The following is a 20815-nucleotide window of genomic DNA, read 5'->3' on the forward strand; positions in this document are numbered from 1 at the left end:
CAATGTGGTTGTAAAGGTAGGTGAGAATTTGAATGGCACTAGGAGATAATACAATTGGTGGTCGTGTCCGTTTGGATACAGATCAATTTGAAAATGGGATTGCGGGCATTAATAGAAGTCTGAAAAGAATAGATGCTGAATTTCGTAACACGTCTGAGCAGTTACGTGGCGTTGGTTCTGAGATGGATCAATTGCAAAATAAGTCAAACCATCTAAATCAAAAGATAGAAGCGCAAACGCAAAAAATGAAGCATTATGAGCAAGCTTTGAGAACTTCACAACAAAAACAACAAGAAATGCGTCAAAAATGTGAACAATTGGCTACATCTATGCAACAATTGGAACAAGAAATACAGCAAAGTACTCAGGCATATGGGAAAAATGCTCAAGAAACAAAAGATTTGCAAGCTCAATATAATCAATTACAGCAAGAATACAAACAAGGCACACAAGCTTTACAAAGATTAACCGCTCAAGTTTCTAGAAATGATACAGCATTTAATAATGCTTCAGCAGCTTTACATCGTTATCGTAATGAGCTAGGTGATACGGAAGAAAGAATAGAGCGATTAGGTAACGTTTCTGGAAGATTACGCGAGCGTATGAACGAAGTTGGAAACACAATGCAAGAAACTGGTACTAAAGTGAGCCAAGGGTTTGGCGCAGCAGCAGTTGGCGTGGCGGCTGGAGTTGGAGCTTTAGTCGTAAATGCAAGTCAATTTGAAGAAGCGAACAAGAAGGTACAATCTGGTTTAGGATTAACAAGGGAAGAAAGTTTAAAGGTTAGTGCTGTAGCCAAAGAAGTATGGCGCGAAGGCTATGGGGAAGATTTAGCTAGTGTCAGCGATTCTTTAGTTAAAGTAAAGCGCAATATTAAGGATATTAATGATGATGATACTTTAAAACAAGTAACTCGTGATAGTGAAATCTTAGCAGAAACAATGGAATCAGATGTAAACGAGGTAACTCGTGGTGCAGCCCAATTAATGGGACGCTTTGGTTTATCTGGCCAACAGGCATTTGATTTATTAGCACAAGGTTCTGTAAAGGGTTTAAACTACTCAAATGAGCTATTTGATAATTTAAGTGAGTATGGTCCTTTGTTCCATGAAATGGGATTTAGTGCAGATGAAATGTTCACAATTCTCATTAACGGTTCGAAAAATGGCGCATATAACTTGGATTATGTGAATGACGTTGTAAAAGAATTTGGTATCCGTGTAAAAGATGGTAGTAAGTCCACAACAGAAGCAATGGGTCAAATGAGTAAAGAAACGCAAAAAGTATGGAAAGCGATGCTAGAAGGAAAAGCGACTTCCAAAGATGTTTTTAATGCTGTTTTAAATGAATTACGAACAACGGATGATCAAATTAAAGTGAATCAGTTAGGCGTTGCACTTTTCGGCGTGAAATGGGAAGACCTTGAAGCTACTACTATGTTATCACTAAATAATATGGAAACAGGTCTTGGAAACTACAGTGGCGCAATGAATAAAATGGTTGATGGTTACGATACAAGCGCTAAGCAATGGAAATCTGTAACAAGAGAACTACAAATTGCTCTAGAACCACTTGGTAAGGTGATTTTAGATATCGCTAAACAAGCGATTCCTGAATTGAAAGAATCTGTGAAGGGTGTCGCTGATTGGTTCAACGGATTAGATGATAGCTCTAAAAAAGTATATGGGACAGCATTATTACTAGCCCCGGCAGTTATGGGAGTAGTTAGTGCACTTGGGTTCCTTTCTTTTGGTATTGGTGCAATTATAGCAAATCCAATTGTCGCAACAATTGGTGGAGTTGTAATTGGACTTGGTGCATTAGGTTTTGCTTTCGTAGATGCTGGGAAAAAGGCACAAAAAGCAGAGGAGGACAGTAGGCGCTTTGGTGATGGTGTAAGTGAAGGTACGAAAAAAGCTCTTGAAGGGTATGTGAATTTAAAAGAACAGGCTTTTAAAACATTAGATGAAATACCAACAATGACAGGTGATAAGGCTAAAGAGGCTGTACAACGAGCACATGACGAATTTGGTAAGTTAGCAGACGAGGCAATCCAAGCGATTAATAAAGATAGAGGCAAGTTACAAGCTCATTTAGATAGTTGGTTTGCTGGAGAAACTGATTCCGCAGTATTAAGGGCAAAAGATAAAATTGTTAACGATCAAATGGAAGTATTTAAGGCACAAGAAGAAGCAGTTATTAAGGCAAATGAGAAAATTCAGAGCTTACTTACACAATATAATGGACAAATATATAAGATGACTGCGGCCGATAAGTCGGTATTTCTTACAGCTTTAAAAGCTATTGATGCAGAGGTTGGAAAAGCAGCTTCAAAAAGTGTGGATGAGATTCAAAAAATAGGTAAAGCAATGGATAATTTCAACAAAAATACTTCTGTTGAGACAATTCAAGGTAAAGTAAAAGAGCTAGGTTCAGAGTATACGAAATTAACAAATGAATTAGATAAAGCAAGACAAAAAGAAATAGAGTTTGCGAAAAGCAAAATAGCTGATACTAAAGGGCAAGAAATTGCGATAGCTCAAATTAACAAAAAATACTCTGAGCAATCTGTATTGATAACAAAAGGGTATGAGCAACAACTTCAACAAGCGCAAAAAGTGTTAGAATCCAAAGGTGTTGAGATGGATTTAACAACAGGTATTACGAAGGCTGAAACTGAAAAAATTAAAATTCAGGGTCGAGGATTCGGAGAGTACGTTAAGAATTCCGAAATAATTGAAAGCACAAATGAGAATCTATTCAAGCGACTTCAAGATAGAGCTTCAAAAGAAGCTGATCTGAGAAAGAAAAGTGCTGATGAAGTAAAAACATATGGAGAGTCATTAATTGCAAATTCTAATATTGTTTATGATAATCTTTTCCAGTCAACTCGTGAAAAATCTATTGAAGTTGCAAATGACATCGCAAAAACATTTGAAGATGGAAGTAAAACGATTGATTTAGGGGAGCAAGGTTGGGTTGCAGTAGAAGAATTCGTTGATGGAATTAAATCTGGTAAGTACAAAGTCCAAGATGTAGCGATTGCAATCATAAACACTATGCGGTCAGAAATGGGTAATAAACCATTGACACCAGAAGGTATTAAAGTCATGACTTCATTTACCGATGGTTTTAAACAGATGAATATCGGGGAGGTCGCATCTAAGTTAAACTTAGATTTAAAGAAGAATCTCGATATAGATTTAGGACCACTCGGAAAAATGAAAACTACACAATTTGTAAATGGATTACACGAGGGCACAGTAGGTATTGACGCTGTGTTTATTTTTTTTCAACAACAGTTATCTAAATTAACAGCAGCAGATTTAGCACAAGACGGCACTCGTATAATGGCTACGTTAAAAACTGGTATGGAAACAGGGTTTATTAATGTACAAGACGTTCTCAATACATTGGGAGTTAATATTGAAGATAAGACTAAGTACAACTTAGGGCCGAATGGAGAAGTGACAATTGCGTCTCTTGTTCAAGGCTTACACAATGGGAAGTTTAATATAGATCAGGCTCTCGAAGTTATAAGACAAATGGTTGTACAAAAAACAAACATTGATACAACTCAGCAAGGGGCAGCTATTCCGCAAAGTACCGCAGATGGAATTCGTCAAAATGGAGGTCAACCTGTTCAAGCCGCAGAGGAAGTTAAGCAGGGTGTAGAACAAACACTGGGATCAACCACAGACGGAAATGGTGGAGCAGCTTCTACTACATTAATGAATCGAATTATGGCTCAATATAAGCCAAGTATTATAGGTGAAGCTTTTAATATTAAACTAGGCGTTGAACAGCAATTAGGAAGTACAACTGATAATAATGGCGGTAATAACGCGACTTCTATGATGTTTAATAATATTAATAATAATAAAGGCAATGTCAATGGAGCGGCCGTAGGTGTTAAACAAAGTGTAGAAAATACTTTAGGATCAACCACAGACGGAAATGGCGGCGCATCTTCTACTCTTCTTATGCAACGACTAATTAACGGGAATAAAGGAAATGTGGTCGGAGCAGCTAGTAATGTTAAATTAGGTGTAGAGGGCATGTTAGGAAGTGCAACCGATGGTGGCGGTGGTGATAAGGCTGGTAATAAATTCGCAAGTGATATGGGAGCAAAACGTGGAGCCGCTGTTGCAAGCGGAACAAGTGTTGCTCAAGGTGGTAAAGATGGATTAGGGAGTGTCAGTTCTCTTAGTCCTGGAGAAGCTTTTGCTAGTGGGTTTGCTAAAGGTATATCTAACGGCGAATGGAATGTACAAAATGTAGCAGCTAGTTTGGCACGAGGTGCATTTGATGCATTGAAAGCTACACTTAATGTAAACTCTCCATCAAAATTAACACGTGATCAAGGTGGTAAGCCTTTTAGTGAAGGATTTGCGCTTGGTATTCAGAAATCAGCTCACATGGCTGAAAAAGAAAGTAGAGAAATGGGTACCAAAGCAAACGCAGCTCTTGTAAATGAACTGAAATTAAATAGTGAATCAAATAAGTTGAGATTTTCTGGCGTTCGTATGGCACAAGGAATTGCGATAGGTATTAAAAGTCAATATTCTGTTGTGCGAGATGCATTGCAAGATACGGTAACAGGAGCTATTGATAGTATTCGTTCCATAAAACCAGAAGAAATATTTAGTTTTCAAGGTGATGATCCATTAACAAAGTATTTTAATGCTATCTTTGTCGATGGAGATTGGCAAAATGATTGGATTACACATATCCCTGAAAATATGCGTGATGCGGTAAGAGAAATCGGACGTCAAATGGAACGCTTTGAAGGACTTTCAATCCACGATGTTGGTAATCTTTCTAGATGGAGAGAAGTGTTATCCGACAATCCGAATGTCATACAATACAGACCTGACAATGATAACCCAGATAAGCAACCATATATAAAACCAGAACCTACTTATATCGAAATTCCTGTCATACTAGAAGGAAGGGAAATAGCGCGTGTGAGCCATCCCTATGTAACTGAATATCAAAATAGAGCACAAGCAAGAAACTCAGTCTTTTAGATTTGGGTTTCTTTTCTTTTGTGCAAAAGGAGGGAGACAATGAGTTCCTTTGAATTTAATGGAGAAAGAAAAAGTTATATTCATATTGAAAGAGGATGGAATCCTCCAACATGGGCACCTTTAAGGAGGAATTTTTTAAAAACTCCCGGATATCCAGGCGCAAGGTTATTAAGTACAGATACCGAAATCCGTGCTCTTCCTGTACCTGTGGGGGTTATTGTTCCAGATGGGACAAATTTAGAAACATTAAAAGAAGAAATAGCGGAGTGGCTTATTACTGAAAATCCAGCAGAACTGATTTTTGATGTAATGCCTGATAGAACATATATGGCAGTTATAGATGAAGATTTTGATATTGATAAATTTGTAGATATAGGACAGGGCATTTTAAAGTTTATTTGTCCTATGCCTTATAAGTTAGGGCCCTCTAGAACGGTGGAATTTGAAATGGATGGTCGAGGATTAATTGCAAATGTTCAAAACAAAGGGAGCGTCGAATCTAACCCAATTATAGAAGTTGAAGTAACGAAGCCTTCCACATTTCTTGATGTATGGAATGGAACGGATTATTTTCGCATTGGATATCCATTGAAAGCAGACCAGGTTCCAGTGGAAAGAAATCAACGTGTGTTATGGGACGAAATGGGGACAACAATAGGATGGACGGATGTTCCTAAAACAGAAGATATGACTGGTGGAGGAAAGTTTAAAACAGACGGATATCGTTTTATGGCTGAATATCTAGGTGAACCTACAGTAAAAGGTTGGCATGGTTGCATAGCCAAAAAGAATATTCCACAAGGACCATTACAGGATTTCATCATGCAAGCCTATGTACGTATTAATAGTCATCATTGGGATCAAATGGGACGTGTGGAAATAGGCCTTCTTGATGAAAATAGCGATTATGTAGCTCGTATATCGATGAGCGATGTTCAATGGGAAGCCGAGCAAAACAGTGGATTCGCTTCTGTTGGTAATAGTAAAAAACCAGGTGGACAGGTATTCATTAATGAACATGGAGATCACCCAGACACTTGGACAAATTTTAGAGGTCGTTTATGGCTTGCTAGAACTGGGAACAGATGGGAAGCGTATATTTCTAAATTTATTTTAGGTACGGAGATTGATGATGCTGAAAGGTTTGTTGTATGGTTCGATGAAAATAACGTCAATATGAATAAAATTACTCAAGTACAAATCAGTATTTCTCAATTCTCTAACAACATGTTTTGTTCGGAAATGTCTATTGACGATTTGAAAATTTGGAAGGTTAACATGAATACACAAAATAATCCGCCTTATATCTTTGATGTTGGTGACAAAGTAGTTATTGATACTGAGCGAAGTCTTGTAACGATAAATGGTAAAAGTGCTATTAATCTAAAAGATATATTTAGTGACTATCCTGTTATTCATAAGGGTTCGAATAAACTAGAAATCATGCCTTCAACTGTCGGAACAGCCAAAGTAACGTATAGGGAGCGATTTAGATGAGGACACCAAGTGGAATCTTACATGTTGTTGATTTTAAAACGAGTCAAATTGTTTCCAATATACAACCAAAAGATTATTGGGACGATAAACGACATTGGGAAATAAAAAATAACATTGATACATTAGAGTTTAAAGTGTTTGATAATACAGATCATGCAGTAACACTCATGCAGCAAAATTTAGTTTTAAAAGAAGTTCGTGATGGTCGCATTGTTCCATATGTAATTACTGAAGCTGAAAAAGATTCAGATGATAAATCAGTCATTGCTTATGCATCTGGTGAATGGATTCAACTCGCGAAAGCTGGCATTATCAATCCACAGAAGATTGTAGGTAAAACGGTCAATGAGTTTATCGATATAGCTCTTGTGGGTACGAAGTGGAAAAGAGGAAAAACAGAATACGCTGGCTTCCACACTATGACGATTGATGAATTTATAGATCCACTGAAATTTTTAAAAGACATTGCTTCCTTATTCGATTTAGAAATTCAATATCGCGCGGAAGTTGTAGGGTCTCAAATTGTTGGCCGTTATGTAGATATGGTGAAAAAGCGAGGGTGTGATACAGGTAAAGAAGTAACTCTTGGTAAAGATTTGATGGGTATCAAACGAATTGAGAATTCCCAAAACATCTGTACAGCCCTATTAGGGTTCGTAAAAAAAGAAGGTGGAGATTTTATAACCATCTCTACTATTAATAATGGAGTTCCTTATCTTGTAGACAGTGATGCGTTTCAGCGATGGAATGAGCGAGGTCAACATAAATTTGGCTTTTATACACCAGAAACAGAAGAAGATATAACACCACAACGTCTTTTAACTCTTATGAAAACAGAACTAGCCAAACGAATAAATACATCCTATATATATGAAGTTCAAGCACAAAGTATAGGTCGTGTATTTGGACTAGCTCATGAGCTGATTAATGAAGGGGATACAATCCGAATAAAAGATACAGGGTTTACACCAAAGCTTTATTTAGAAGCAAGAGCAATTGCTGGTGACGAGTCATTTACTGATCCTTCACAAGATAAATATGTATTCGGAGATTATCGCGAAATTACTGATCCAAACGAAGAATTAAGGAAGTTATACAATAAAATTCGCACTTCTCTTTGGGATCACCAAGAAATCCTTAATCAGCTAGATGAGTTGGTTAAAGAAACTGCTGAAAAAGCAAACGATGCTCAAAAAGAATCTGAATCTGCTAAGAAACTTGCTGAAAAGGTCCAGGAAAATCTAAAAAATAATACGGTGAATATTATTGAAGCTAAAAATCCACCGACCGATAATCTTATAGTAGGTAAGACATTATGGCGAGACATTAGCTTTGGTAAACCTGGTATTTTAAAAGTGTGGAACGGTAAAGATTGGGAGCTCCTTATTCCTGATGTAGAGTCAGTAAAGGAAGAAACACTGAAACAGGTTAATAAAGATATTCAGCTCACAAAAGAAGAATTAAACAAAAAAGTGGAAGAAGCGCAAAAGGAGACCGCTGGACAATTTAATGGGGTAACAGAAAGCCTTCAAGAAGTTACGAGAACTATATCTTCTGTACAAAATTCGCAGGGGGAAATAGATAAAAAAGTTACGAGCTTACAGCAGACTAACGAAGGATTCAATAAATCTATTGAATCATTAAAACGAGAAAATGGTGAAATCAATAATAAACTAAATACAGTTGAAGATACAGTTGAAGGTACAAAACAAACTATTGCCGATGTGAAGCAAACAACAAATGATTTAACAAAAACAACAAATGAAATAAAGAATACGGCGACTTCAAATAAGCAGACCATTGAACAATTACAAACCGACATGAGTAACATTTCTGTAGGTTCAATTAATCTAGCAAGCGATTCAGAAACAGGGTTAAACAAGCAAAATATGACCGGAACATGGTCAGACAGTAAGCAAATGACTCTTTCCAATAAGATTAATTACAGAAACAAAACGTTTACTATCTCCTTCTTATTTACTGGGAAAATGACGAAACTCAATGCGAATCCTTGGTTTGGCGTGGAAACTGCAATAACTTATACAGATGGAGAGCAAGAATGGAAATCTGTACGTGCAGACTCACAATTAAAGATTAATGTAGATTATAAGGACGAGCCTCTAACTGTTACATTCAAAACAAAAGATAAGGATGTAACTCAAATTAGGTTTTATTACTCTGGACGCAATATTGATGGTAATTTAAACTCACATCATGCGAAATTGGAAGAGGGGAACATAAGAACTACATGGCAGCCTGCTAATGATGAAGTTACTTCTAAAGAAACGTTCACGAAAAAAACAACTGAGATTGAGCAAAGTGTGAATGGAATCAAAGAAAGTATTAAAACGGTAGAAAAAACACAAACCTCTTTTAATGAACGTGTTAACACTGTAGAAAAGAATGCAGAAGGAACAACTGCAAGTGTTAAGAAATTACAAGAAACACAAACCAATCAAGGGAAAACGCTTAGTGAGGCTACTACAACAATAGGTCAACATTCTGAAGCATTGAAGTTAACGATGAAAAAGAAAGATGTTGAGGATTATGTTGGTGGATTGGGTTCCATAAATGATCTAAGGAACGCTTCATTCGCTCAGGGCTTCAAGTATTGGTCACAAAATGGTAATAGTGCTGTTATTGAATCTTCTGTAACATATAGAGGCTATACAACGGCTAAATTACATGTGGCTGGATTGAATGAAGATAAATGGTATAGCCTTCATCAAACGATAGATGTAACTGCTGGTGAAGATATTGTAGCTTCGGGTTACTTTATGTCAAATAACATAGGACAAGGTTTCGTGTTAGAAATTGAGTATCTAAATGCCCAAGGTAGTCGAGTTTCACAATCATCAATTGGTATCGATGTAACTGCGAATTCTAATTGGATTAGGGCTGTTATTTCCGGAACGGTTCCGGCTGGAGCTGTTAAAGCACGTTATAAACCGTGGGTGAGAAGAAATGGAACCTTATGGATTGCGTTACCTATGTTGCAGCGTGGTAAAGTAGTTACAGAATTTTGGTTACATCCGAAAGATCAAACTGATGTTGATAAAATGATGGAAGATATCGCTAATAAAGTAGCTACCGAAAAATACAATCAGAAAGTTACAGAGTTAGAAAGAAGTATTAGTGCTAATGAAAAAGGTGTTTCAATCATCTCTGGAAAACAAGAAACGTTTATAAATGAGACTTATAAAGCTTATGTAACGAAAACAGAATCTAGGTTAGAAGTATTAGATGAAGGGATCTTAGCACAAATTTTAAAAGACGGTATCATTACTTCCATCAATATGTCACCTGGTAAGATTACAATCGATGCTGAGAAACTGAATATTAATGCCGATACAATGGTGAAATGGTTAACCGCAAAAGGCATTGATACGAATCTTATTAGAATTAACGGTGACAAGATAACCATTGATAAAGATGGTGTAACTGTTAAAATGCTAGACTTCCTATTCCAAGACGAATGGGGAACAAAAACAACTGCGGTATCAAGACGAAACCTAATAGCAGATCCAGACTTTTCTAGTGTTACAAAGAAAAACATTGGGAATGCAGATTATTATGGATTTGAAGGTGGATATGGTCTTACTTGGAAGTCCTGGGGAAATGTCGTGATAGAAAAGAATACACATATATTTGATTACGAGCAAATGGTGAATGCTACAAGGGTAGATATGTATAACTATCCAGAAGCAATCGTGAATAATGGGATACATCCTGGAAATGAATACACAGTATCTGCTCATTTTAGAACAGCAATGATAAATGGGGTACGTAAAACAGGGAAGCCGCGTTTACAAGTATGCTGCGTTACATTCCGAGACAATGTAAGTTACGATACATGGCATGAACAAAAAATGGATTTCCCTGAACCGTCTACCTATTATGGAGAAATCAGAAGATACTCTTTCACTTTCAAAGTGCCAACAAACTATATTCCGCAACAGCATGCATTAATTATTAAGGTTTGTTCTGGAAATGCTGACATGAGACAAGGGACAGCAGTTTGTGTATCGGGTGTAACGCTATACAGTGGTAAATATGCATCTATGTATAACTGGGATCGAGCAGCAGCAGAAAGGGCCGATGGTCTTCAACCGTTTAATAGAATTGCTATAGGCGGTGTAAATAACAACATAGGTCCATCTGATAACGGGCAGACCTTTGATATAAGTACAGAAAAGGATGTATTCATAAATCAACCTATTCTAACGCAGGGAATAAATTTAGGGCGTAATAGAATGGGCCAAGCTGGATCCGCTCGTTTCTTTGATGGTGGTCAAGGCTATGGGTTTTATTTTATGGGAATGGCAGGACAATGGTACAAGCTACCTAACGTTTAGGAGGAAAATATATGAATGATTACAAAGATTTACAAGGTTATCCCTTACAAGCAGGGGAAGGTGCTCCGTTTGCTGGTAGGTTAGTAGATTCAGAAAGAAACGAAAACGGAGTATTTGTACGAATTCCTTTTGATATGCTAAACAATGCCGGTTTATATGGTACTAATAAAGTAGAGGTGTGGGGGGAAACGGACGGAACGATATATTTCCGTATTGCAACAAGATGTGAAGTATGTAAACGTGGCGCGCGTTTGTATCCACTAGATATGGGGTTTGCGAAAAAGAACATTTGTTTAGAGTGTTTTACATCACTTACAGGGAATTATCCATCTCAAGAACCGCCAACACCAACTAATGAAAATAACACACAAACGGAGCAGGAGCAGCAATAGCTGGTCTTTTTTAATTTTGTACAAAATACGGCTTTTATAACAAAAGAGGGACAAATAACTGTCTCTCTTTTTTATTTTGAAATGAGGTGGTCAAAGTGGAAGGGTTACAAGAAGTAAGAAGCGATGTTCAAGAAATAAAGCAAGATATTAAGGACATTCGCTTAGAGATTAAAAGTTTAGAAATGCGGACAACGGGTAACGAGAAAGACATAATTAATATCAACAAACAGCTAGATAAAATCAGCGCCAATACTACCTGAATTTTGCGACTTATAGTTGGCGGAATTGTTGGTGGTATTCTCACTTTCTTAATGAAAGGAGGTGGTATGTAATGTTTGAAATTACTGTAATGATTGGAATTGTAGTTGGTCTTTCACAAATTGGAAAAACAATTGGTTTACAAACAAAATATGTTCCGTTACTAAATTTAACGCTTGGCATTGTGCTAGGCGTTTTATTTTTGGGCGGAGATATCAAAACAAATGTATTTCAAGGAATCATCATTGGACTATCAGCAAGTGGATTATTTGACCATACAAAAATTATGAAAAAGGATGTTGATGCTAAATGAAAAAGACAATGAAACATATTACCTCGTTACTTATGATTCTAGTACTTGCTGTTTCCTTTGCTACAAGTGCTTTTGCTGATCGAACACTTATTATTCCTGATTTACCGAAACAACCATACCGTTATGGTGTAGGTGCTTATGAGGGCGTTGTAGCACATTCTACAGCAACTCCAGAAGCTCCAGCTATTAACATTCAAAAATATGAGTCTCGAACATGGAGGAATGCATTTGTTCACTATGCAGTCGATTGGGATGAAACAATCCAAATTGCTGATACAAAATACATTGCTTATGGCGGCGGTCCTGCTGCTAATAAACGATTTGTACATGTAGAGTTATGCGAAACAGCGAACTATACAAAATTCAAACGCAGCTATGAAAAATACGTTAAGTTACTAGCTAAAATCTTACGTGATCGTGGGTTATCTGTAGAAAAAGGATTATGGACACACAGCGATGTAACTCATTACCTTGGCGGTACGGATCATGAAGATCCAATTGATTACTTAAATTCTCATGGCGTTTCAGAAGCTCAATTTAGAGCAGATGTACAACGAGCATACAATAATTCTAGTGTGGATGTTTCTGTTCCTGAGAAGCCATCTAAACCAGCGGAAGTACCAACAGCAGTAACAGACGGTATCGTCTATATTGAAGGTTACAACGTTAATTTACGTAAAGGACCAGGTACAAGCTATTCTAAAATTCGTCAACTAAACAAACCAGAATCTTATATTGTGTGGGCGGAAAAGGATGGTTGGTTAAATCTTGGTGGAGATCAGTGGATAAAGAACGATCCATCTTATGTGAAGTTTAATAAGAAAAGCACAGTAGATTCTTCTATTGTTGGAAAGCGTGTTGTTTCAAAAGTTAACAATCTACGTTTCTATGATGCTCCATCTTGGCAGGATAAAGATGTGGCAGGTTCTGTAGATGCAGGATTAGGATTTACAATTGATGCGAAAGTAAATGTAAATGGTTCACCCCAATATAAAGTGCACAATAGCAAAGGAAAAACATACTATATAACAGCAAATGAAGTCTATGTGTATGTGAAGTAAGAAAAGAAAAAGAGGTCACCTATTATTTTTGGGGACCTCTTTCCTATTTAATCATCCTACTCATTTATCGAAATAAACCTTGTATTTCAACTAAATATATCCAAAAAGTCTACAGTGGATCACGACAAAGGAAAACAAAATTATAATTATATCTTTAAAATTGTTGATATAATGTTAATAGAATGCAAAATATATTTAGCTATTAATCAGGGGGAGTGCCAAATGCAAACATCATCAGGTGAATCTATGCAGTATATAATAGATAGTATATTGGATTACATAGAAAGAGATAAAACAAGTTATGCCGTTTTATTAAACGGGAAATGGGGGAGTGGTAAAACATATTTCTGGGAAAATGTATTAAAAGAAAAAATTGAAGCAACAGGTAAGAAGAAAATAAGGTTTTGGGAAAAGGTATTTAAAAAGGAAATTAAAGCGAAAAATAAGAAGACTATTTATGTATCATTATATGGTGTCAATAGTATAGAGGAAATTAACAAAAAGATTTTCTTAGGTCAATGGGAAAAAGTTCAGAAATTTACTGGAAGTAAATTAGGAGGGGGAATGACGGAGGCTGGGAAAGCTATTTTAGGGATGATGAAAAGTGTTGAAATTCCAGGTATAAAAGAAGTGCAACTTCCTGAAATAAATTTTGAACAGTTTATTAATTTCGCTGATACGGTTTTGTGTTTTGATGATTTAGAAAGAGCAAGTTTAGATATTAACGAGATATTAGGGTATATAAATAACTTTGTAGAACATGATAATATAAAGGTTATTATAATTGCAAATGAAAATGAAATTGAAGACAAACTAAATGAGAAAAACCTTGAACTTAAGATGTTAACTACATGTTTTTACATAGATAAAAAAGATGGATTTAAGCAAAATAATAGCCTGAATTCAAATCAAAAACAGCTACCTATAAATGATTTAATTACACAAAATTTACAAGACTTATTTCAAAAGAAAAATGAATATAAAAGGATAAAAGAAAAGCTTATAGGTAAAACACTAACATTTCAACTAGATGAAAAAGATCTTATAGAAGACATAATAAATCACATTTCTAATGAAAAACAAGACCTTCAAACGTTTCTTGAGGGTAACATAGATACAATTGAAACTACGTTTAAGGAAAGTGATACTAAGAATATTAGGGTTTTAAAACAAGCACTAGAAGATTTTGATTTAATTTATCAAAAATATAAAGAGGGTTCTTACAAATCAGATGTAATGCTTAAATCGATATTAAAATTTGTTTTGGCAGCTTCATTTGAAATAAAAGCTAATATACCACGTAATGAAGAACTAGAGGAAATTAATTCACATGATGATTTTATGGCGGAGATAGGTTTATCAGGCATAGTGGGTGGAAAAGCGAAGAATTTCCCAGGAGAATTTCAAAAAAAATATTACACTGGCCAAGGTACATTATATAAAAGGAAATTTTTAAAATTTGCTGAAGTGCTAATAAGAAAAGGAATATTTGACAAAGAATTATTTAAAGTAGAGATGGATAGTTTTCAATTTGAATTAAATGGAATGAAAAATAAAGATCCGCACATAGAGTTTCTTAATGGGGGATATTGGGATTTATCTGATGCTGACTTTCAGGAAGTTGAACGATCTACATATAATAAATTAAAGAATGGAGAATTACAGTTTACTTGGTATTTCAAAGCGTACCAAATATATGAATTCTTTGTGAAAAATAAAATGGTAACTGAAAATATCATAGATATAAAGCAGGAATTTTTGGAGGGGTTAGAAAAAGCTGGAGAAACAGGGGAATACATTGAATATACCAATTCCATGTTCTATAGGTATAGTGAAGAGAATATGGATAACGAACATCTCAATGAGTTTAAAAATAAGATAATTGAAATCAATAATGGTTTAAAATTGGAAAAAGAAAAAGAAAATATTAAGATGTTGTTGGAATTAATGCGAACTGATTCCTATAATTTTTACATAAAGATGAGAGAACAATATCTATATAATCCTTTTTTTGCATATTGTAATGTAGAAGAATTGTATGATATTATAATTAATTTATCAGCAGAAGAAATTAATACTCTAAGAGGTTTAATGAGACACAGAATTCAATTAATAGATGATAAGTACAATAGCAACTTACAAAAGGACTTGCACAATTTAAAAATAATAAAGTATAGATTGAATAATGAAATAAATCCACAAATAAAAACACCTAGGCTAGTTTTATTAGAGTACTTAGTAGAAGATATTAAGGAATTTGAAAATAAAGTAAATCGTTTAAATGATACAAGCCAACCAACTTTATAAAGATATAAATTAAAACCGGCTCATTTGAGCCGGTTTTTAATTTATATCAATGAATTTATCAAATTTTAATCTTATTTCTAATCTTAATGCATTCGTATAACTTATATTTATTGTAACCCAAAATGCGCTTTATTTTGTAGCTTATCTTCTTGGAACATAAAATTAGCATTGGCACCAAATCCTTGTTCGCCGTTCCAAGAGTACATTATTGTGTAGAATTGCTGGCCTTTTTGACCACTATTTTTCCCGCCAACCACAGCAATAATTACTAAAGCGACAATTCCCCAAAACCACCACTTACTATAGAACGGCTTCTGCATAGTCTACCGCCTTGAATATGTAGTAGTATTTCAAAAATAATTATATCAAATAATTCTAATGACTTTACAGAAAGGTTACTAGCAAAATATTTTTTTGTATGGAACTCTTGGATGCATTAGTGGATGAAATAAATGAGGTGGTAAATAGTTATTGGTATCTAATCAAATAAAAAAGTGCTAACAAGTTTGCAAACGAACTTGCTAACACTTATACGGAATAGGCATAAAATATCGCTGATATGTCAACTTCAATAATAGTTAAAATCAATTAGAAAACACTAAATCGAAATGCTTATAAAATCAAATTGAATATACGTGGTATTGTAATAAATTCAAGCGCAATTTGCTTTGGATAAAAAAGTATTTGAGTTAAATCTAGAGCATGTATTAATAGTATCATGAAGCTTGTAAGAATGATAAAACTACCCCAAAAGAAACTTTTTGAAGTGTTGCGGAAATCTTTTATTAAAGAAAAGAATGAAAAAAATGCGGTAACAATGAGAATAAAAAATTTATACTTATCAGCCATTGTGATCCTCCTAAAGAACAGTAATTTATATTATACCGTATTTTCCAATATTATTATAAAAAGATTTTAAAGTGAATAATAAGAAAAAAATAAAGCCATAACTTCAAACATTAGTTTAGGTTCTATTGTTTGAATTTTTTGTTTTAGAAGATATATAATCTGAAATTGAAAATTTTCCAAATGAATTACGATTTTTTATTTCTGATCCAACATTAAGTGCTTAATGAAATGGTATGAAAGATTATAGGCTAGAGATACGAGATTAAATAAGAGGAGTTTGCGTGCTGCAAGCGTCCTAGCTCAGATTTCTACTAGAGAAAAGTATTTAGTTGGAGTTGGTATGTTAATAAAAAACGGATGGATGTCGAAACTAAATATTCATGAGATTAAGGACAAAGATCAGGAAATATAATTTGGTATTCTGGGAATAACCGGAGATCCGTAGTTAAGGTTGCATAGTATTTGTATTTTTTTTCTAATTTTTCAATTGTTGTTATGTGATGAGAACCTAATCCGCGTCGTACACTATGTTGAGAAAGAGTCGGCCCAATTTGTAATTTTCGTTTTTTCATTGCATCGTTCCATGGACTATAAAAAAATTTAAAAATAAAAGCAGGTTCCATGTAAATGCTATAAGGATAATGCGAACCATGTCTCCCGACTCTATAGTTCCCATGCGAATTATTGTGAATTAATCTACCGTTAAGATATAGTTGGTTTGGATTAGGTTGAATTATTATGCCGTGATAACGTTGTTTAACAAGCGGAGAGCTATATCTTGGATTAGTGTAGCCATGAGTCGGTTCATCAATCATCATAATCATTCTTATTGAAAACATATTGCCGCCCATAGTGTTAAGTGATTTGAAAAATTGTTCTTTATTATAACAGCACAGGAATTCTGTCGTATTCAATACCATTTTCCATCCTGTAATTTCTCTTTCAATTTCCATAACTTCTTGATCAACTAAATAAGCATCAAATTCGAATGATTTTGAGTTTCGTATTTCCCAATTAGGAGCGAATGTTTTACAGATTTCAACTGAACGATCAGTGGATCCACGGTTAATAAGAATGCCATGATCAAATAGCTTTGTATGGTGCATTAACCACCACGGAAGTAAATATTCTTCATTGTAAAAATGAGAAATTAAAGTAGTCTTAATCAAAATCACCTCCGTATTTAACCTGCTTCTTATTTAATATGATATGGAAGGAAACCTATTGTTAGAAGGTCTCCTCTTAAAAGTTTTAAACCACATAGGGTATGTGGATGGATTAGTATGTAAAGTAGTCTGAATGATAAAGAGTGGTATTAAAAAGTACAAAATCTAAAATGAGCATCGAATTAGTGTATAACGATTGAAACGGCACTGAAAACTAATAAAACAGCCATAATGATGTTAAATAATTGATTATGTTTTAATAAAAGTTTTTGGAACATGGAACCAAAAAGGCTCCAACTAAATGTACTCAGTAAACCGACTATACCTAGAAATAATGAGAAAAGTAGAAAACTTGAATATGAATTGTAGTAAGGGAGTATAAAAGTAGAGACTACTGTGAGTCCGAATAATATTCCTTTAGGGTTAATAAATTGAAGGAAAATACCCACTGTAAATAAGTTTTTATTATTTTTTTCATTGTGACCGGCACCGCCTTTACTAGTAATTATTTTAAAGGCTAAATATAGCATATACGCGACACCTAAAATTTTTAAAGGAAATTCAATTATAGGGATAATATTAATTAATACAATATTAAAGAAACTGCATAAAGAAGTGAGGATGAAAAAACCGAATGCTACTCCAAAGCAAAAGTTTATGCTTCTCTTTAATCCATGTTGATTTGCGTATGTCATAGCTAAGAAATTGTTGGGACCAGGTGTGAAGCTACTTATAAATACAAATAACAAAAAAGAAAATATAGGCATTTCAAAACCCCCTATTTTTTGTGTGTTATAATGACCAAAAAGAACAATATAACGTGTGCTTTTTATTATACATAACGGTCGTTATATTGTATACAGTGTAGGAGTGTTTTTTATGGAAGAAATTCAACTTATTCTGGCAAAAAATTTAAAATCAATACGTGAAAAAGAAAAATTAAGTTTAGAAAAGGTCTCTCAATTAACAGGTGTAAGTAAAACAATGATTGGACAGATAGAAAGAGGAGATTCAAGCCCGACACTAACAACAATATGGAAAATTGCTAATGGTTTGAAAGTATCATTTACCTCTTTAATTAATAATCCACAGCCTGATACGAAAGTAGTTTTACGAAATGATGTTCAAGTATTGTCTGAAGACAATGGGAGATATAAGGTGTATCCCTCATTTCCTTTCCAAGATGATAGGAATTTTGAAATCTATATGGTTGAAATTGATACAGAAGGGAAATTAAGTTCAGAAGCGCATAAAGAAGGAACAGAAGAGTTTATAACGGTATTTGAAGGGAAATTGACAATTGATATAAATGATTGTCAATATACGTTAAATAATGGAGACTCAATTCGCTTTAAGGCGGATAGACCGCATACTTATACTAATTCAGGAAGAACATTAACTCGGTTAAGTATGACTATTTATTATCCAGCTTTATAAGCTGGCAATAATATAAAGAGTAAAAGTAAATGTGTATTGTTAAAACCATCTATAAGAGATGGTTTTATTTTTTTGAATATAAAAAAAGACACTCAATTGAGTGTCAATATAGTATTGCTCTCGCGTATAGGATTGGAGATGTTCCTCAAATACATATTGAGATGGTCTGTAAAGAAGAAACGATCTTCATCTTTAATGTAACATCGACATGGGGGAAGTGTAAATTGATAATATATATACGGAAAATTTAGTATAGATGTTTTCTACTATGGATATAGTACAATTTATTTTTGTTACGTAATCACTATCGTAATATTTATCAATTGAGTATTTAGATTGTTTATTATAAAAAGAATGAATCATTTTTTAATCAATTCGTATAATTGTAAGAGAGGCACCTGTTGATCCACCTCCAACTAAATTCACGACGGATAATATACCAAATAATTGTAGTGAAATTGTATTACCAGCATTTAAATTAGTAATTAAATTATTACTATAATTTGAAGTTAATAAAGCGGGAGAAAAAATAGAGCCAGGAATTGGCGTAGAAGCGTTTAATAGTAGTCTAGTTCCAGCAAGTAGAGCGGTTGTCGTATTAACTTGATAGGTTAAATGATATCTTCCAGTTACAGGAATTGTAAATACGTCATTTGAAGCGTTAACTGTAAAATTACCGAGACTTTGGTTATTTGAAAGTGGAATGTTTGTTCCTCCTAATATGACTGAAACAGGACCACCTGATGTATTATTAGCGAACATAGAGTTTGTTGTAACGATTGAACCAGTACTTCCGGTAGGCCCAGTACTTCCGGTAGGCCCAGTACTTCCGGTAGGTCCAGTACTTCCGGTAGGCCCAGTACTTCCGGTAAGCCCAGTACTTCCAGTAGGCCCCGTAGGTCCAGTAAGCCTGTAAGGGAAAATAATGTCAAGGGCCATTGACATTATTTCTTTTTTTCTAATTTCATTATTATCATGAATATAAATCACCTCATCTTTTTAAATAAGAATGTTATAGATTTAGTACTTTTTAAATAGAATGATTAATTTATTATATTAATTAAAGCGGTTATAGCAACGGTAAAATGTTTAATATATGTAATAATTCTTTGGGGAGAAAAAAGAGAATAGTTATAAAGTTATTCTTTAATGATAGGGTCATAATGATGTGTATGAATTAAAAAACATGTGGAATGAGGTATTAAATTGAAACGCAATGACAATTTATCATTGAATAAGGAGATGATAGGACCAGAAAATATTGGACCTACATTTCCGATTCTTCCACCGATTTATATTCCAACAGGAGCAACAGGCCCGACTGGAATAACGGGGCCGACCGGAATAACAGGCCCAACCGGAGAAACGGGGCCGACAGGAATAACAGGAGCAACCGGAGAAACGGGGCCGATCGGAGTAACAGGACCGACTGGAATAACAGGACTAACCGGAGAAATGGGACCGACCGGAATAACGGGGTCGATCGGAGAAACGGGGCCGACCGGAATAACAGGAGCAACCGGAATAACGGGGTCGATCGGAGAAACGGGGCCGACCGGAATAACAGGCCCAACCGGAGAAACGGGGCCGACAGGAATAACAGGAGCAACCGGGGAAACGGGGCCGACTGGAATAACAGGAGAAACCGGAGAAATGGGACCAACTGGAGAAACCGGATCAATAGGGATAACGGGACCGACGGGAGCAACAGGGATAACAGGAGCAAAAGGACCAACTGGAGAAACGGGAGCAACAGGTCCTACTGGGGGCATTGGTCCTATAACCACAACCAATTTGTTATATTACACTTTTGCAGATGGAGAGAAACTTATATATACAGATGCTGACGGGATACCTCAATATGGTACAACGAATATTTTGTCTCCTAGTGAAGTTTCTTATATTAATTTGTTTGTTAACGGAATACTGCAACCACAACCATTATATGAAGTGAGTGCTGGTAAATTAACTTTATTGGATACGCAACCACCATCGCAAGGATCTTCAATTATATTACAATTTATCATTATTAATTAAAAGGACAGATCCTTAATGAAAAGGAATCTGTCCTTTTTGTTTTATATTTAAATAGTTAAAATTAAGTAAAGGTACATTCAATTTCTAGCTGTCATAAATGGTTGAATGATAGG

The 20815-nt window shown here is 34.9% G+C and carries 14 protein-coding genes and 1 pseudogene; 10 read left to right on the forward strand and 5 right to left on the reverse strand.

Annotated elements, in window-relative coordinates; genetic code table 11:
- Nucleotides 1–32 precede the first annotated feature (32 nt).
- The 8 genes and pseudogenes from ACS2FK_RS25345 to ACS2FK_RS25380 all read left to right on the forward strand — a co-directional run bounded on the left by ACS2FK_RS25345 (nt 33) and on the right by ACS2FK_RS25380 (nt 15213).
- Nucleotides 33–5030, forward strand: a complete 4998-nt coding sequence (locus tag ACS2FK_RS25345) for a phage tail tape measure protein (protein ID WP_063547248.1) — start codon at nt 33–35, stop codon at nt 5028–5030.
- Nucleotides 5031–5069: 39 nt separating this feature from the next.
- A complete protein-coding gene (locus ACS2FK_RS25350; protein ID WP_063547249.1) occupies nt 5070–6527 on the forward strand; it encodes a distal tail protein Dit in 1458 nt (485 codons plus the stop codon).
- Nucleotides 6524–10882 carry a phage tail spike protein gene (locus ACS2FK_RS25355; RefSeq protein ID WP_063547250.1) on the forward strand — a complete coding sequence of 1453 codons (4359 nt, stop codon included), beginning with the start codon at nt 6524–6526 and terminating at the stop codon, nt 10880–10882. Before ACS2FK_RS25350 ends, ACS2FK_RS25355 begins: the two co-directional genes overlap by 4 nt.
- 11 nt (nt 10883–10893) lie before the next feature.
- Nucleotides 10894–11274 carry a hypothetical protein gene (locus ACS2FK_RS25360; protein WP_063547251.1) on the forward strand — a complete coding sequence of 127 codons (381 nt, stop codon included), beginning with the start codon at nt 10894–10896 and terminating at the stop codon, nt 11272–11274.
- Between the two features lie 95 nt (nt 11275–11369).
- Nucleotides 11370–11606, forward strand: a pseudogene (locus tag ACS2FK_RS25365) (hemolysin XhlA family protein).
- Nucleotides 11606–11845, forward strand: coding sequence for a hypothetical protein (locus ACS2FK_RS25370; protein ID WP_000461725.1), 240 nt, complete (start codon nt 11606–11608; stop codon nt 11843–11845). Before ACS2FK_RS25365 ends, ACS2FK_RS25370 begins: the two are co-directional and overlap by 1 nt.
- Nucleotides 11842–12906 (forward strand): N-acetylmuramoyl-L-alanine amidase, encoded by a 1065-nt coding sequence (locus ACS2FK_RS25375; RefSeq protein WP_063547252.1) that lies wholly within the window; start codon nt 11842–11844, stop codon nt 12904–12906. Before ACS2FK_RS25370 ends, ACS2FK_RS25375 begins: the two co-directional genes overlap by 4 nt.
- Before the next feature lie 222 nt (nt 12907–13128).
- Complete coding sequence (locus ACS2FK_RS25380) at nt 13129–15213, forward strand: P-loop NTPase fold protein (protein ID WP_063547253.1); 2085 nt, start codon at nt 13129–13131, stop codon at nt 15211–15213.
- A 107-nt stretch (nt 15214–15320) separates the two neighbouring features.
- Here ACS2FK_RS25380 and ACS2FK_RS25385 read toward each other — a convergent pair whose 3' ends face one another.
- The 4 genes from ACS2FK_RS25385 to ACS2FK_RS25400 form a co-directional block, all read right to left on the reverse strand.
- Entirely contained in the window at nt 15321–15533 is a 213-nt protein-coding gene (locus ACS2FK_RS25385) for a hypothetical protein (RefSeq protein ID WP_063547254.1), read from the reverse strand.
- 292 nt (nt 15534–15825) lie between these two features.
- Complete coding sequence (locus ACS2FK_RS25390; RefSeq protein ID WP_000774113.1) at nt 15826–16062, reverse strand: hypothetical protein; 237 nt, start codon at nt 16060–16062, stop codon at nt 15826–15828.
- A 386-nt stretch (nt 16063–16448) separates the two neighbouring features.
- Nucleotides 16449–17231 (reverse strand): glycosyltransferase family 2 protein, encoded by a 783-nt coding sequence (locus ACS2FK_RS25395; RefSeq protein ID WP_053564517.1) that lies wholly within the window; start codon nt 17229–17231, stop codon nt 16449–16451.
- A gap of 179 nt (nt 17232–17410) precedes the next feature.
- Nucleotides 17411–17995, reverse strand: coding sequence for a LysE family transporter (locus ACS2FK_RS25400; RefSeq protein WP_001121273.1), 585 nt, complete (start codon nt 17993–17995; stop codon nt 17411–17413).
- A gap of 55 nt (nt 17996–18050) precedes the next feature.
- Between ACS2FK_RS25400 and ACS2FK_RS25405 the strand changes: the two genes are divergently transcribed.
- Nucleotides 18051–18665 (forward strand): helix-turn-helix domain-containing protein, encoded by a 615-nt coding sequence (locus ACS2FK_RS25405; RefSeq protein ID WP_130813712.1) that lies wholly within the window; start codon nt 18051–18053, stop codon nt 18663–18665.
- 366 nt (nt 18666–19031) lie between these two features.
- Here ACS2FK_RS25405 and ACS2FK_RS25410 read toward each other — a convergent pair whose 3' ends face one another.
- Nucleotides 19032–19655, reverse strand: coding sequence for a BclA C-terminal domain-containing protein (locus tag ACS2FK_RS25410; protein WP_063547255.1), 624 nt, complete (start codon nt 19653–19655; stop codon nt 19032–19034).
- A 216-nt stretch (nt 19656–19871) separates the two neighbouring features.
- Here ACS2FK_RS25410 and ACS2FK_RS25415 point away from each other — a divergent pair, with 216 nt between their 5' ends.
- The gene (locus tag ACS2FK_RS25415) at nt 19872–20702 is read left to right on the forward strand and encodes a DUF4183 domain-containing protein (RefSeq protein ID WP_063553415.1); all 831 of its coding nucleotides are present in this window, start codon (nt 19872–19874) and stop codon (nt 20700–20702) included.
- The last annotated feature ends 113 nt before the right edge of the window (nt 20703–20815 follow it).

The organism is Bacillus cereus group sp. BceL220, from assembly GCF_051776965.1.
GTDB lineage: Bacteria > Bacillota > Bacilli > Bacillales > Bacillaceae_G > Bacillus_A > Bacillus_A cereus.